The 14,778-nt window shown below is 59.1% G+C and carries 16 protein-coding genes and 1 riboswitch; of the genes, 7 read left to right on the top strand and 9 right to left on the bottom strand.

Going from position 1 to position 14,778, the window contains the following annotated elements:
* Window positions 1-16: 16 nt before the first annotated feature.
* The 3 genes from V6F78_RS16370 to V6F78_RS16360 all read right to left on the bottom strand — a co-directional run bounded on the left by V6F78_RS16370 (window position 17) and on the right by V6F78_RS16360 (window position 4,284).
* Window positions 17-1,783: a DUF1302 domain-containing protein gene (locus V6F78_RS16370; protein ID WP_332727835.1), complete on the bottom strand. Its 1,767-nt coding sequence runs from the start codon at window positions 1,781-1,783 to the stop codon at window positions 17-19.
* A gap of 115 nt (window positions 1,784-1,898) precedes the next feature.
* On the bottom strand, window positions 1,899-3,551 hold the full coding sequence (locus tag V6F78_RS16365) for a fatty acid--CoA ligase (protein WP_332727834.1): 1,653 nt from the start codon (window positions 3,549-3,551) through the stop codon (window positions 1,899-1,901).
* Window positions 3,552-3,654: 103 nt separating this feature from the next.
* A complete protein-coding gene (locus V6F78_RS16360; RefSeq protein ID WP_047292148.1) occupies window positions 3,655-4,284 on the bottom strand; it encodes a LysE family translocator in 630 nt (209 codons plus the stop codon).
* An 80-nt stretch (window positions 4,285-4,364) separates the two neighbouring features.
* On the opposite strand from V6F78_RS16360, the gene V6F78_RS16355 reads away from it, so the two are divergent.
* The 3 genes from V6F78_RS16355 to V6F78_RS16345 all read left to right on the top strand — a co-directional run bounded on the left by V6F78_RS16355 (window position 4,365) and on the right by V6F78_RS16345 (window position 7,205).
* Window positions 4,365-5,330 carry a 2-hydroxyacid dehydrogenase gene (locus V6F78_RS16355; RefSeq protein ID WP_097191707.1) on the top strand — a complete coding sequence of 322 codons (966 nt, stop codon included), beginning with the start codon at window positions 4,365-4,367 and terminating at the stop codon, window positions 5,328-5,330.
* A 30-nt stretch (window positions 5,331-5,360) separates the two neighbouring features.
* Window positions 5,361-6,359 carry a class I SAM-dependent methyltransferase gene (locus tag V6F78_RS16350; protein WP_047278928.1) on the top strand — a complete coding sequence of 333 codons (999 nt, stop codon included), beginning with the start codon at window positions 5,361-5,363 and terminating at the stop codon, window positions 6,357-6,359.
* 49 nt (window positions 6,360-6,408) lie between these two features.
* Window positions 6,409-6,530, top strand: a riboswitch (yybP-ykoY riboswitch).
* A gap of 90 nt (window positions 6,531-6,620) precedes the next feature.
* The gene (locus V6F78_RS16345) at window positions 6,621-7,205 is read left to right on the top strand and encodes a TMEM165/GDT1 family protein (RefSeq protein ID WP_332727942.1); all 585 of its coding nucleotides are present in this window, start codon (window positions 6,621-6,623) and stop codon (window positions 7,203-7,205) included.
* A 51-nt stretch (window positions 7,206-7,256) separates the two neighbouring features.
* Here the strand turns inward: V6F78_RS16345 and V6F78_RS16340 are convergent, their stop codons facing one another.
* Genes V6F78_RS16340 through V6F78_RS16325 form a run of 4 tightly spaced genes read right to left on the bottom strand, consistent with a single transcriptional unit; the run spans window position 7,257 to window position 9,243 of the window.
* Window positions 7,257-8,078 (bottom strand): M48 family metallopeptidase, encoded by an 822-nt coding sequence (locus V6F78_RS16340; protein ID WP_047292144.1) that lies wholly within the window; start codon window positions 8,076-8,078, stop codon window positions 7,257-7,259.
* A gap of 45 nt (window positions 8,079-8,123) precedes the next feature.
* Window positions 8,124-8,750, bottom strand: coding sequence for an SOS response-associated peptidase (locus V6F78_RS16335; protein WP_047292143.1), 627 nt, complete (start codon window positions 8,748-8,750; stop codon window positions 8,124-8,126).
* Window positions 8,751-8,794: 44 nt separating this feature from the next.
* Entirely contained in the window at window positions 8,795-9,055 is a 261-nt protein-coding gene (locus V6F78_RS16330; protein WP_047273733.1) for a putative signal transducing protein, read from the bottom strand.
* A gap of 5 nt (window positions 9,056-9,060) precedes the next feature.
* Entirely contained in the window at window positions 9,061-9,243 is a 183-nt protein-coding gene (locus V6F78_RS16325) for a CPXCG motif-containing cysteine-rich protein (RefSeq protein ID WP_047292141.1), read from the bottom strand.
* Between the two features lie 105 nt (window positions 9,244-9,348).
* Here V6F78_RS16325 and V6F78_RS16320 point away from each other — a divergent pair, with 105 nt between their 5' ends.
* Both V6F78_RS16320 and V6F78_RS16315 read left to right on the top strand, forming a co-directional pair.
* Entirely contained in the window at window positions 9,349-10,515 is a 1,167-nt protein-coding gene (locus V6F78_RS16320; RefSeq protein WP_047273729.1) for a 1-acyl-sn-glycerol-3-phosphate acyltransferase, read from the top strand.
* A gap of 132 nt (window positions 10,516-10,647) precedes the next feature.
* Window positions 10,648-10,854: a hypothetical protein gene (locus V6F78_RS16315; RefSeq protein ID WP_047273727.1), complete on the top strand. Its 207-nt coding sequence runs from the start codon at window positions 10,648-10,650 to the stop codon at window positions 10,852-10,854.
* A gap of 58 nt (window positions 10,855-10,912) precedes the next feature.
* On the opposite strand, the gene V6F78_RS16310 is transcribed toward V6F78_RS16315, so the two are convergent.
* Window positions 10,913-11,497 (bottom strand): YajG family lipoprotein, encoded by a 585-nt coding sequence (locus tag V6F78_RS16310; RefSeq protein WP_047273725.1) that lies wholly within the window; start codon window positions 11,495-11,497, stop codon window positions 10,913-10,915.
* Between the two features lie 157 nt (window positions 11,498-11,654).
* Between V6F78_RS16310 and V6F78_RS16305 the strand changes: the two genes are divergently transcribed.
* Both V6F78_RS16305 and mqo read left to right on the top strand, forming a co-directional pair.
* Window positions 11,655-11,888, top strand: a complete 234-nt coding sequence (locus tag V6F78_RS16305; protein WP_047274279.1) for a hypothetical protein — start codon at window positions 11,655-11,657, stop codon at window positions 11,886-11,888.
* 739 nt (window positions 11,889-12,627) lie between these two features.
* Window positions 12,628-14,127 carry a malate dehydrogenase (quinone) gene (mqo, locus tag V6F78_RS16300; RefSeq protein WP_047273723.1) on the top strand — a complete coding sequence of 500 codons (1,500 nt, stop codon included), beginning with the start codon at window positions 12,628-12,630 and terminating at the stop codon, window positions 14,125-14,127.
* Between the two features lie 87 nt (window positions 14,128-14,214).
* On the opposite strand, the gene V6F78_RS16295 is transcribed toward mqo, so the two are convergent.
* The gene (locus V6F78_RS16295) at window positions 14,215-14,670 is read right to left on the bottom strand and encodes a hypothetical protein (protein WP_332727830.1); all 456 of its coding nucleotides are present in this window, start codon (window positions 14,668-14,670) and stop codon (window positions 14,215-14,217) included.
* Between the last annotated feature and the right edge of the window lie 108 nt (window positions 14,671-14,778).

Raw genomic sequence — 14,778 nt, 5'->3', positions numbered from 1 at the left:
AAGCGGATAAAACGGTTTAAAACTTGACCCCGACGCTTAACGCCATGAAGTCGCGATCACTCAAGGTGTTGTAGCGGCCGCCAAAAAAATTGGTGTACGACACGCTGCTGGTGTAGGTGTTCTGGAATTCGGCATCCAGGCCGATACTGACCGCTTTTCGGCCTTCTTCGAACGTGGCCGCGGGGCCGGGTGCGTAACCGCTGACGTCGTGGGACCACGCCACAGCGGGTTTGAGATTGATGCCCGGCAGCACGCTGTTGTATTCCCACACGGCCCGCGCCCGATAGCCCCACGAATTGGCCGTGGTAAAGCCATCGTTACCCTCCTGACCGAACACCGGGTCGCGGCCATAGCGCTTATCGGATCGGCTTTCCAACCCGGCAACGTGAGTAATGCCAACTTCCCCGGTCAGAATCAGCCGATTGGCGCCCATGGCGTTGTCCAGAGTGTGCGTCAGCGAGGTCTGAAACTGGGTGATCTCTTTCCGCCGATAGCCTGCGGCATCGGCCCCCGGCGTCACGCTCAACGGGGACGCATCCGCCAACCCCGGCAGCAAGGTGACATTGGCGTACAGCAAATCATCGGTATTGAGTTGCACCGGCGCATTTGGACGATAGCTCAACTCCCCTTTCCACGCCGTGCCTGTGGATAACGTGGTTGCGAAACTCATGCCGTACAGCCGAATGTCTTCGGGGTATTCGACGTAGTAACTGGCATTGCCCGCGACCTGCATCGACCCCAGGCTGCCAGCGGCAGACGCCGCGTTGTACACCGCCTGCGAAGCCGCACGGCCGCTGATGATCGGATCACGACTGTGGTAGTTCATGAAGAACGCGCCGAACTCAGTGTCCAGCGGGTCGAAGCGATAGTGCATGGCCAGTCCGAACTGCCCGCTGTTGCGCGCGTTACGATCCGCATCCCGACGCACCAATACACCTTCGTTGTTGATGTCGACCCCGGCCGAGGTCAGCGCCGCCAGGTCGGCCACCGCCAGGGCTGAACGCGCGCTCATCACCCGGTAGTTGCCGCTACAGCCGTCTGCAATCACATCCGATTGCGAGAAAAATGTCCCGCAGTTGTCGGCCTCGGACTGCTCCCAGTCCAACTGATAAAAACCTTCCACCGATAACCGGTCGGTGAGATTTTGCGACAGGTAGAACAGGTTGACCGGCACCAGACCGTCCTTGTACTCGGTGCCCGGACGGCGATAAGCCGACGCATCAGTCGGATTGATGGCATTGATCCCGCCGCCGATGAAAGCACTTTCCCCCCAACTGACCACTTGCTTGCCCAAACGTACGGCGCCGGGTTGATCGGCAATCACATAGTTGTGGTACACGAACGCATCCAGCCACTGCGCGCCAGCGGATTGCGCCGAGGCACGACGGCCTTTGTCGCTGATGTCCTTGAACGGGCGGCTGTCATCTTGCAGTTCGAAGTCGTACCAATACTTGCCACGCACATAGAGGCCGCTGTCGCCATACTTCAGCTCCAGCCCGTGAACCCCCATGAATAATTTGGAAAAGGTTTCGCCGCGCTTGAAGTTCAATCGGCCATCGTCGGAAATTTGCGAGTGGCCAGTGCCACCATTATTGGCACCGATCAATGACTGATCGGCCTTGGCGGTCGACCAACTGGCGCCAATCGATAACTCGGAATCGAGCTGAGCTTCGACGTCCCCGACGTTAAAGCTCAGCCCCCAGGCGGGCCCGGCGAGCGTCGCGGCAAAGCTGACTGCCAGCGGCAGTTGGGCGCGACGCCAGAACCGGTTGACTGAGGGCATTGATACTTCTCCGAGGGCACGTCGCAATAGGCCCGCAAGGATGAAGGAAAACCAGATTTTGACAAGATCCTCGACGCATATGCCCCTCACCCACGGTCGTTGCATGCTTCAGCGGCTACAGGGTTTGTGAAACCTGATGGCGAATCCTTTTTTTATCGAGCTTGCCGACACTGGTCTTGGGGATTTCAGTCACCAGCACGACCTGAGCGGGCACCGCCCAAGGGCGCAAAGAACCCGCATCGACAAAAGGCTGAAGGTGGTCTTTGAGCGCCTCAGCATCCAAACGGGCATCTTCTGCCAGCACCAGCATTGCCACTGGCCTCTCGCCCCACTGCGCATCGGGCACACCCACCACGGCCACCTCGCGCACCTGCGCGTGACGACCGATCAAGTCCTCCAGTTCCAGCGACGACACCCACTCGCCACCGCTCTTGATGACGTCCTTGATCCGGTCACGAATGTCGATCGCCCCGCGACGGTCGAGGGTTGCCACGTCGCCGGTGTGCAGCCAGCCGCCCGCCCACAACTCGGCGCCCTTTTCGGGCTCATGTAAATAACTGCCGGTCAGCCACGGCGCACGCAACACCAGCTCCCCTTGGGTTTCGCCGTCATGGGCGAGGAACTGCCCGTGCTCATCCACAAGGGCCACTTCCACCAGCGGCCCCGGCACCCCTGCGCGAATTCTGTGACTGATGCGCTCATCCTCCGGCCCCGCGCATGCGTGGTCCTCCAGGTGCGCGCAAGCCACCAGCGGACCGGTTTCAGACATGCCGTAAGCCCCCATCAACTCAATGCCGCGGGCCTTGGCAGCGGCGAATAGCGTACGGCTCAATGCGCTGCCGCCGATAATGATTTTCCACCCCTTGAAGTCAGTGCCCTGGGCGTTTGGTGCGTTAAGCAGCATTTGCAAAATGGTCGGCACGCAATGAGAAAACGTCACCTGTTCGCGTTCCCAGAGCGCAACTAACCGTTCCGGCTCATATCGCCCCGGATACACCTGCTTAAGCCCCAGCAGGGTGGCCAGATACGGCATGCCCCACGCATGCACGTGAAACATCGGTGTGATCGGCATGTACACGTCGCTGCCGCCGAGCAACCGCTCAGCCGGCACGCTGCCGAGAATGGTCGAGATCCCGAGGGTGTGCAGCACCAGTTGCCGGTGGGTGAAATACACCCCTTTGGGATTACCGGTCGTGCCTGTGGTGTAAAACGTGGTGGCCACCGAGTTCTCATCGAACTCTTCAAACCTATAGTCAGGGCTCGCGGCCGCCAGCAGTTGCTCGTACTCCCCGACGCAATTGGGCAACTGCCCTGCGGGCTCAAACGTGTCCGTCAGCAACAGGGTTTTCTCGACCGTGGTCAATTGCGCGGCGATGCTTTGATACAGCGGCACGAAATCACTATTGACCAATACAAACCGGTCTTGCGCGTGGTTCATCGTGTAAAGGATTTGTTCGGCAGATAAACGCACGTTAAGGGTGTGCACCACCGCTCCGAGCATCGGAATGGCGAACATGCATTCCAGGTAACGATGGCTGTCCCAATCCATCACCGCCACGGTGTCACCTGCTTTGACACCGGCAGTTGTCAGCACATTGGCCAACCGGGCAATCCGCTCGTTGAGGGTGTCGTAGGAATAACGCCGCAGGTCGCGATAGACGATTTCCCGCGACGCTTCGTAGCGCCGCCCGGACAACAGCAATTGCTTGATCAGCAGCGGGGCTGCATGCGCCGCTTGGGTGGGCGCAATAATGCGAGTCTGCAACATGAGAAACCCCCAATGAGAAAACGATCAACGTCGCCTTGGGGGTAACTCTAGTCGGCAGTGACAAAAACCCATTAATTCACAGCGGTGATCAGGGCTTAAAGCCTCAATGCATTTCGGTAAAGGCCAGTTTCACGCCCAGCGCGACCAGAACTGCGCCCATGGTGCGATCAAACCAGTGGCCCATGCGCGCAAACCCTGTGCGTACACGTTGATGACTGAACAGCATGGCCACCATGCAGAACCACAGCCCGGTCGCGACAGCCAGGTACACGCCATACCCGGCCTGAATCGACAGCGGCGTATGAGGGTTAATCACTACCGTAAACAGCGACAGGAAAAACAGCGTGGCCTTCGGGTTCAAGCCATTGGTCACAAACCCCGACGTGAACGCGCCGCGCGCCGTACGTTCGCCCACCGGCAGCGAAGAGGCCACGGCGGCAGGATCAGCGGGTTTGGCACGCAGCGCCTTGATCCCGATGTACAGCAAGTAAGCTGCCGCCAGCCATTTGAGTGCGTTAAACAACACAATCGATTGCGACACGATGATGCCGATGCCAAGCAGCGAATAACCGACATGAACAAAAATCGCCGTGCCAACCCCGAACGCCGTGAACATGCCTGCGCGGCGACCGTGGGTCACGCTTTCACGCACCACCACGGCAAAATCCGGGCCCGGGCTGGCCACCGCCAACAGATGAATCAGGGCGACGGTCAAGAATTCTGTCCAATACATGCACGGCTCCATTACAAATTGTTTCTTCTGATAGGCTCGCCACATTACGCCTTCATTTCACCGCACAAAAGGTACAGTTGATGACTAACACTCGCCGCGCCGTGTTCCTGGATCACACCTCACTGGATCTGGGCGATCTGAACCTCAGCCCGTTGCGTGAATGCCTGGGCGATCTGCACCTGTACGCCGACACTACCCCTGAAAACGTCATCGAACGCCTGCAAGGCGCCACCGTGGCCATCAGCAATAAAATCCTGCTGGACGCTGACACCCTCGCGGCGTGCCCGCAGCTAAAACTGATCCTGGTCGCCGCCACAGGCACCAATAACATTGACCTGGAAGCCGCACGTGCCCACGGCATCGTTGTGGCAAATTGCCAGGGTTACGGCACGCCCTCGGTGGCGCAACACACCTTGATGCTGCTGCTCGCACTGGCCACACGCCTGCCCGACTATCAAAAAGCGGTGTCTGCCGGGCAATGGCAAACGGCCAAACAATTCTGCCTGCTGGACTTCCCGATTGTGGAGCTGGAAGGCAAGACCCTTGGCCTGTTGGGTCATGGCGAGCTGGGCAGCGCCGTCGCAAAACTGGCCGAAGCCTTTGGCATGCGCGTGCTGGTCGGGCAAATCCCCGGGCGACCGGCACGCGCTGATCGCCTGCCACTGGATGAACTCTTGCCGCAGGTCGATGCGTTGACGTTTCACTGCCCGCTCAACGAACACACGCGAAATTTGATCGGCGCCCGAGAGTTGGCACTGCTCAAGCCCGGCGCGTTCGTGGTCAACACCGCTCGCGGCGGCATGATCGACGAACAGGCCTTGGCAGACGCCCTGCGTAGCGGCCATTTGGGTGGAGCCGCCACCGACGTGCTGAGCGTAGAACCGCCCCGCGACGGCAACCCGCTGCTGGCGGCAGACATCCCGCGCCTGATCATCACACCCCACAGCGCCTGGGGCAGCCGTGAGGCGCGGCAGCGAATTGTGGGCCAATTGACTGAAAACGCTCACGCGTTCTTCAACGGTACAGCGCTGCGGGTCGTCAGTTGATAAACTGCGCCCCTTTTTGAGGAGCAGATTATGGATCCGCGCAGTGAAGTACTGCTTCGTCAGCCTGATTACTTTCAGGGCGAGGTGCTCTTGGTGGGCCTGCCACCTGACGACGTACTCGGCCGCTTACCGAACGCCCACGGCTGGTGCTGGCATGCTGGCGACCAGGCCGCGCTGGAGGCTCGCTTTGCCGGGCGCGTGCATTTTGGGGTCGATGTTCCGGCGCGCGCGTTCGACACTGCCGTCGTGTATTTGCCCAAGTCCAAAGAGCTGAGCGACTACGTACTCAAGGCCGTGGCCGCACGCCTGCCCAATGCCGATGTGTTTCTGGTGGGCGAGAAGAAAGGCGGCATTGAAGGCGCCTCCAAACAACTGATCCCGTTCGGCAAGCCGCGCAAGCTCGACAGCGCCCGGCATTGCCAGTTGTGGCAAGTCACTGTGGTCAATGCGCCGCAAGCACCGGTCCTGGCAGACCTTGCGCAGCATTACGAACTGGCACTGGAAGAAGGCCCGCTGAACGTGGTCAGCCTGCCCGGCGTGTTCAGCCACGGTCGTCTGGATCGCGGCAGCGCCCTGCTGCTGGAGCACCTCGACAAACTGCCCAGCGGTCACGTACTGGATTTTGGCTGCGGCGCAGGGGTATTGGGCGCAGCGGTCAAGCGTCGCTACCCGCACAACAGCGTCACCCTGCTCGATGTGGATGCGTTTGCTACCGCCAGCAGCCGCCTGACGCTGGCGGCCAACGGCCTGGACGCTGAGGTGATTTGCGCAGACGGTATCGATGCCGCGCCGATGGAGCTCAACACTATTCTGAGTAACCCACCGTTCCATGTGGGCGTCCATACCGATTACCACGCCACGGAAAACTTGCTGCAAAAAGCGGTCAAACATCTGAAAAAAGGTGGCGAACTTCGGATTGTTGCCAATAGCTTCCTGCGCTACCAGCCACTCATTGAAGAGCAATTCGGGGCCTGCACCGTCAAGGCTGAAGGCCAGGGATTTCGGATTTACAGCGCCAAGCGTCGATAAAACAAATTAATAAACAAGGCTTGCCGGATCGGATTTGCATAGGCAGAATCCGCTCCGTCCTAGGGGAGTAGTCTCCCACGAGCGCCATGCTCGTCCGGCATACGTCAACATACTTGGTCAACAGACCATGGCGTATGCGACCCAGGAGTCCGCACAGACGGACCGGGGTTTGACAAGACCTATGACACGAACACCTTACCCGGGGCGGGAAGGATGTACGTGTCATAGCCGTGTCGACCCGCCCCTGGAAACCACCTGATGATGCTCGACTCCTTACTCGTTCCGACCGCAATCGTTGCCTTGGCCGAAATCGGCGACAAGACGCAGCTGCTCGCCCTCATTCTCGCCGCCCGCTTTCGCAAGCCCTGGCCAATCATTGCCGGCATCGTGGCCGCGACCCTGGCCAACCACGCCGCAGCAGGTGCGGTAGGTGCCTGGTTCGGAAGTTTCTTCTCGGGTGTGACCTTGCACTGGATCCTCGCAGCCAGCTTTGCGGCCACCGCACTGTGGACGCTGGTGCCGGACAAAATGGACGATGACGAAGCGAGCACGGCCCGCAAATTTGGCCCGTTCCTGACCACACTGATTGCGTTTTTCATCGCTGAAATCGGCGATAAGACCCAAGTGGCGACCGTGATGCTGGCCGCTCAATACCCGGATCTGTGGCTGGTGATTATCGGCACAACCCTGGGCATGTTGATTGCCAACGTGCCGGTGGTGCTGGCAGGTAACTTTGCAGCCGACAAGTTGCCGCTGACCCTGATTCGCCGGTTGGCGGCGACCGCCTTCTTCGTACTGGCCGCGGTGGCGGTGTACAAGGCAATGGCGATCAGCGGCTGGGTGTAGCCCCCCATCACCGGCCCTCTTGTTCGGGAAAGGGCCGGGCAACGCCAGGGGTTACTGGGTTTTTGGCGCTTGCTGATACAACGGCAACACCTTGGGAATCGCCGCTTCTAACGCGGCGATCCGGCTACTCGACGCCGGGTGGGTGCTCATGAATTCAGGCGGCGCACTTTGCGACGCTTGCGCCATTTTCTGCCACAAGGTGATGGCGGCATTCGGGTTATAGCCCGCACGCGCCGCCAGCTCCAGACCAATCAGGTCTGCTTCGTTTTCGTTACTGCGGCTGTTAGGCAGCGTCAGGCTGTAATTGACCACGGTATCGGCCAGTTGCAGGCTGTCCTGCCCCAGCCCCAGCAATGCACCCGCACCCTGCTTGGCCATTTCGATGCCGTACGCTTTGGACATCGACTCGCGGCCATGTTCGCGCAATGCATGGGCAATCTCGTGGCCCATGACCGCAGCGATTTCATCGTCGTTGAGTTTGAGCTGATCAATGATCCCGTTATAGAAAATGATCTTGCCGCCCGGCCCGCAGCTGGCATTGAGCTCATCACTTTTGATCAGGTTCACTTCCCAATTCCATTGCGCCGCATCCGGGCGAAAGGCCGGGACCTGGGCAATCAGCCGGTTGGCGATCGTTTGCAAGCGCTTGGCATTGGCACTGGTTTTGTCCAGAACACCTTTGGTATTGGCTTCGCTGACGGTTTGTTGGTACGACTGGGCGTACATTTGATCCACTTGCTGACTCGACAGCATGCTGAACATGTACTGCTTGCGCTCAATGCCGACCGCACCGGCATTGGTGGTATTGACCGACTGACAACCGCCGAGCAACAGCCCTGCGCCCACCACGCACACTACCGCTAATTTACCCATCACGACTCTCCATAAAGATGGCGCGCATCGTAGCAGACACGCGCCTCAACCCGGCGTCAGACACTCGGGGGCATTAAGCTTGGGATCATTGACCAGATTGGCCAGCGGGCGCTCCCGCAACGGGGATTGCTGGCTGGCCAGCAGCGCCTGTAACACATGCAAAGGGGTTTGAGGATCCAGCCAGGCTTGCTGACCCGCCTCATCCAGAATCAACGGGCGCCGCTGACTGGCCGCCGCCTGAGTGATGACAGCCGTGCTCAACCATTCGTGGCCTTGCACCGGATAGGCCTCCCAAATCGCCGCAAAAAACAGTGAAGCGCCCTCACCGGGCGTCAGCCAGTACGGGCGTTTGCGCGTGGTGCCGCGCCACTCATAAAACCCATTGGCCGGCAGCAGGCAGCGACGCAAGCGAAAGGCGTCACGAAACATCGGCTGTTGCGCAACGGTTTCAGCTCGGGCATGGGCCGGTGTGCGAGACAGGTCCGTCAGCCAGGCCGGGGTCAGGCCCCAACGCGCCCGGGCCAGGGTTCGCTGGCCCGGCGCTTCGCCTGCGCGCACGATCAACACCGCATCATTGGGCGAGATATTCCATTGCGCCTGCTGATCCGCCGGAAAACCGGGCAAGGCTGCAAATGCAGGGTTCCAGCGAAACAGGGCAAAACGTCCACACATGGGGCTGTACAACTCTTTTCTATATAGCAGTGAACAAAGGGCCGTTAACACTCCAGCACATCGGGGTAGCTATCAGGCTCGTCGCCCTCAAAGGGCGAGGCGGCATTGTACGCATCGATCAGCTCGCGCGCGTAACGGGCGTGATCATCGGCCACGGCCAGTCCCAACAGACCCAGTGCCGGTAATTCGCCCGTGCCGCCGATCAGGTCACGCCCCTGAAGGGTCGCCGTAACCCCTTCGCTGGCGAGCATGCCCAGCAACAGCTCGGCTTCCATCAGGTTTTCAGGCTCGTAGATGCGCTGCATGACGGCTACTCGTTTTCGCTACGGACATCGAGCATCCACTCATGACCGTCGATCTGGAGAGTGAAGACAATCGGCCGGCAGCACACCGGGCAGTCTTCAATGTAGGTCTGATCACCGCCCGAAAGATCCAGCACCGCTTCTGCCGGTTCACCGCAATAAGGGCAATCGTACTGTTCGGTTTCAAGCATCGCGGTCTCCAGAGTGACTTGTGCGTATAATCGCCGGTCTATTTGCAGGGCTATTATTTTTGGCCTGCCTTGTTTACTTACCCTAGCCGTTTCCAACAAGAGAGCATGATGGGCGAATTCGATACCATCCGACCTTACGACGACGCCGAAGTCCCAGCCGTGCTGGCCCGGCTGCTCAGCGACAAGGCGTTTCTAGATATCCTGACCCACTTTCGCTTCCCGCGCCTGGCTGGCGCTTTCGGCTGGCTGTTAAAACCTCTTATAGCGCATCGCCTGCGTAAAGAGTTCGCTGGCGTGACCTCTGTCGCCACCTTGCAAGACAAAGTCGAAGTGTACGTCGACCGCACCATTGAACACGCGACCGATGGGGTGACCTACTCCGGCGTCGAGAATTTGAAGTCCGGCACTGCCTACCTGTTCCTGGCCAACCACCGCGACATCGTGATGGACCCGGCCTTCGTCAATTACGCGGTTTACCACGCAGGCCTGCCGACGCCACGTATTGCCATCGGCGACAACTTGCTGCAAAAGCCGTTTGTCAGCGATCTGATGCGCCTCAACAAAAGTTTCATCGTGCACCGTTCGATCACCGGACGCCGGGAAAAGCTCGCGGCCTATCAATTGCTGTCGGCGTACATCAATCACTCGATCCGCAACGATGGCGTCTCGATCTGGATTGCTCAGGCTGAAGGCCGCGCCAAAGACGGCGACGACCGCACGGATTCGGCCATCCTGAAAATGTTCCACATGAGCCGCAAGAACGAGCCGTTTGGCGAGGTGGTTCAGTCACTGAACATGACCCCCGTGTCGATCAGCTACGAATACGACCCGTGCGATCAGGCCAAGGCACGCGAGCTGTATATCCGAGCCACCACCGGCGCTTACACCAAGGCGCCCGGCGAAGACGACACCAGCATCGCCAACGGCATCACCGGTTACAAAGGCCGCGTGCACGTAAACTTTGCTGCCCCCGTGACTGAGTTTTTCGAAGACAGCAAACTGTTGGCCGCCGAAATGGATCGCCAGATCCTCGGCGGCTATCGCCTGTTCCCGGCGCACTACCTGGCGTATGCGCAGTGGGATGACGCAGACCCGCAACTGCAGGTGCCTGACGCCGCACAGGTGTTCCCGGCAGATGAATTGGCCAAGGCCCGACAAGAGTGGCAGCGCCGTCTGGACGCTTGCCCGGCCGAGCACCGCCCTTACCTGGTGCTGCAATATGCAATGCCGGTGCGCAACCAGTACCGCATCAAGGCAGGCCTGCCCTTGTAAAGCCCGCGTCTGTGGTCGCTGCCTCGTGTTGTACGGCGGCGACTACAGGCCCAACGCCTCAATTCTGCTGTCACCGTATCGTCATGTTAAGCGGTCACTCTGTGGCCCCTCGACACCGACACGGAGCTTGTCATGCTGCACGCAGAAAACCAGGACCGCCTCTATCTGATCGCCCCCAGCGACGAACAGCAGGCGTTGATCGAAGGGTTAGCCTTTAACGTTCAGGATCAGCATTGGCTGGTTTATTGCGCCCTCAGCGGTCACACCCATGTCGACTTGCCCGAACTGGACTTGCTCACGGGCGTCAGCCGTCTGGAGCTATACGCCGAAGCAGCTTGAACCCTTCGCGCACAAAAAAGCCCGAACTCACCGAGTTCGGGCTTTTTGCTTTCTACCGTTACTCGCCCAGCAAACGACCCACTGAAGGGTCTTTGAATACGCGGGTCAAGGCATCGCTCAATACGTCGCTGACCAACTTGGTGTTGGTTTCCTGATTCGGCGCCATGCCGAAACGCTGATCCAGCGACGCACCGTACCGACCGCTGTAAGTACGGCCACCGTTCTTCACATCAGAACGGAACGTGGCACCAATGGTCGCTTCAGTCACGTACATGGAGTCTTTGGGGGACTGGTACTTCAGTTCCGCCAGGGTCACCGTCAATTGCGGGGCATTCATCGCATTGGTGGTCGGGGTGTAACCCAGCAGGCGGACAGCGGCTTCGGCCTGGGCTTGCAGTTTGGGGATCAGGTCCGCACTGCTGACACTGATCGCGCTGGTTTCCGGGTACATGCCACCGCGGGTGCCCAGCGTCGGCGACGGACGGCCATCGACCACGCGGACAACCACTGGCTGGCCGCGGCCGACTGGCGCGAGCTGAGTGGTCAGCTTGGGTTGCGGGCTAAGTTGTTGCGGGCTGTGGGCGCAGCCGACCAGCGTCAAACTGGTCACAGTGATCAAACCGAACAACAGGCGTTGCAACATGCTCATCTCTCCAGGGCAAGGTCAAACTGGTCGCCAGTATAGCGGGGCCACCGGCCTGCAAACCAGCCGCTTGCTGTCACCCGGCTGTCATGCGCAGTACATCAGTGCGTCACGTCAACGTGGCAATCTCGGGGCACTACTGAAAGAGGGGTTTGCCATGAACTGGTTAAAGTCGTTGCTGAGCACCACCCGCCCCCACCGCCACTTTGCACGCCTGGACAGCAGCGGTCGCTGCCGCGCGTTCAAGCACTGCACGCAACCGCCGGTCGGTGATGGCTGGGTCGAAATCTCAGAAGTTCGCCTGAACTGGTTGCACCAGGTTTTACCGCCTGACGCCCGTGTGACCTCGCCTGCAACGCGTTCAAGGGTGCAACCGATGTGGGGTGTTTGACTCAATCACCAATAAAAGTCATTTAACAGGATCAATTGCCGACGTTTCTTCGCTACAATCTCCCCCCGATTATAAGGACGTCTCCTGATCGGGCCCCGCAACACCGTTGATACGCAGGTATCAGCACCCCAAAATCGCCCACAGAGAGCCGCCCACACAGACTGTGTAGAGCTGGCGCTTGCTTTTTTTCATGCAAACCACCACCTGTTAACAGTCTGCAGAGCTGCCATGTTGCTCGGCCACTGCGTTGTTCGCCCGCTATGCCACACCTGCCTTGCAGGTCGTACACGGGTTTGGTGCCAGGCATGCGGCAGCCCTTTTTTGAGGTTCACGTCTTCAAAAGAGCGTGAAAAAAAACGGGTTTTCACAACTTCACAAGAGTGTGGCGAGCAAATGAAAAGTTTTGCGTCTGAACATGCACCATTAGCGTCTGTTACAGCCCCATCCAGCAGGTCTGAAGTCAGCTTTACCGCACACGACTGAAGCCTGTCCGCTTACGGATTTGGTTGCCCAAACGGACGCTCTTGACCTTAAGTCGAATTGCCTCCCGCCCTGTGAAGTGCGTTCATATGAACCTTCAAGGCCCGGTTGGTGGCGTCCGCTGAAGCAGCAAGCAATTGCGATGAATCGGACATGGCGATCCTGGCCACGCGTGACCCGAGGCTCCACCTGATCCACGCCTCGGACCACCTGGCAGCTATGCCGTCAATTTGGTGCCGTAGATTTTGGAGACGCGTTAATGGCGCATAACGAAGCAGTCGACGTAGTACTGGTTGGAGCGGGCATCATGAGTGCCACCCTCGCCGTACTGCTCAAAGAGCTCGACCCCGGCATTTCGCTGGAAGTAGTAGAGCAAATGGACTCAGGTGCTGCGGAGAGTTCCAACCCGTGGAACAACGCAGGCACCGGCCATGCCGGGCTGTGTGAGTTGAACTACACGCCCCAGGCGGCCGACGGTTCGATCGACATCAAAAAAGCTGTGCACATCAATGCGCAGTTCGAAGTCTCGAAACAGTTTTGGGCCCACCTGGCGCAACAGGGGACCTTCGGTTCCTGCAAGTCCTTCATTAGCCCGGTGCCTCACCTGAGCTTTGTGCAAGGCGAAAAAGGCGTGTCCTTCCTGAAAAAACGTTTTGACGTGCTGAGCCAGCACCATGCGTTTGCAGACATGGAATACACCGAAGACAAAGCCAAAATGGCCGAGTGGATGCCGCTGATGATGCCGGGCCGCCCGGCAGATGAAGTCATTTCGGCGACCCGTGTGATGCACGGTACAGACGTCAACTTCGGCGCCTTGACCAAGCAGTTGCTCAAGCATCTGGCCAGCGCTGCGGACACGCAAATCAAGTACAGCCAAAAAGTCACTGGCCTCAAACGCAATGGCAGCGGCTGGACGGTGAGCGTCAAGGACATCAATAGCGGCAACACGCGCCATATCGATGCCAAGTTCGTGTTCCTGGGCGCAGGCGGTGCCGCCTTGCCATTGCTGCAAGCCTCGGGCATCGAAGAAAGTAAAGGGTACGGCGGCTTCCCGGTGAGCGGCCAATGGCTGCGTTGCGACAACCCGGAAGTGGTCAAGCACCACCAGGCCAAGGTGTATAGCCAGGCCGCAGTGGGCTCGCCGCCGATGTCGGTCCCACACCTGGACACCCGTGTCGTGGACGGCAAAAAATCCCTGCTGTTCGGGCCTTATGCCGGCTTCACCACCAAGTTCCTCAAGCATGGCTCGTTCCTCGACCTGCCGATGTCGATTCGCCTGGGCAACATCGGGCCAATGCTCGCCGTTGCGCGCGACAACATGGACCTGACCAAGTACCTGGTCAGCGAAGTGCGTCAATCGATGGAACAGCGCCTGGAATCCCTGCGCCGTTTCTATCCACAGGCCAAAGCCGAAGACTGGCGCCTTGAGATTGCGGGCCAGCGGGTTCAGATCATCAAGAAAGACCCGAAAAAAGGCGGTGTGCTGCAATTCGGTACCGAACTGGTCGCAGCCAAAGACGGTTCCCTGGCGGCACTGCTGGGTGCGTCACCGGGCGCATCGGTGACGGTATCGATCATGCTGGACCTGATCGAACGTTGCTTCGCGCAAAAAGCCACGGGGGAATGGGCTGCCAAGCTCAAGGAAATTTTCCCGGCACGGGAAAAGGTGCTGGAAACAGACGCCGAGCTGTACCGTGAAATCAGCACTCGTAACTCCGAGTTGCTGGAGCTGGTGGCGCCGAACACAAGCATCGCGTAACGCGACCTTCGAGTTTCAGCATCACGCTTAAACCCTCACCCTTTTTTGGGGGTGAGGGTTTTTTATGGCTTACGCACCGCTGCCGGATCACGGCCCCATGGTGAACAGGATGCGCGTTCCGCCGTTCCTCACAAAGTCATCGTCGTCAGTGACGGGGATCAACTCCGCGCTACAGAGGCTCAATACCTGCCCCGTCGAACGGGCATTGACCTGACGATTGCCTCTCGGATTGTCCGGGGTGAGATGGCTAAAACTGAACACACACACGCGCTCACCCTGGCGATAACTGAACGACTCATTGCCACGCGATTGCGGCAAATAGTAGGTCAACTCCTGACTGCCACCCGGCTCAATGACAAAGTCATGCCCGGCATTGGCCGGGCTTTCCAACCACGAAAAATCCTTCCTGGGGACAATCGCCGCAGAGGTCGCATTGTGAATCTCGACCTCAAGCACCTCATCCAGGGCCATTGCCGGCGAGGCCATCACCCCCAGGCTCACCCCCATCAACAGCCGAGTAATAAACCGTTTTATCGCTTTCAACGTTGAAATCCTTTCACTGTTTTTTGCACCGCCCATCCTCCTGATGAGCAGCGAACAGACTGCCTGTCGACTTGAGTATTGATCGCCCACGAAAAAATACCCGGCGAT

This window comes from Pseudomonas sp. ESBL9, assembly GCF_036668715.1.
GTDB lineage: Bacteria > Pseudomonadota > Gammaproteobacteria > Pseudomonadales > Pseudomonadaceae > Aquipseudomonas > Aquipseudomonas lundensis.
This window is presented reverse-complemented; position numbering and strand designations above follow the sequence as displayed.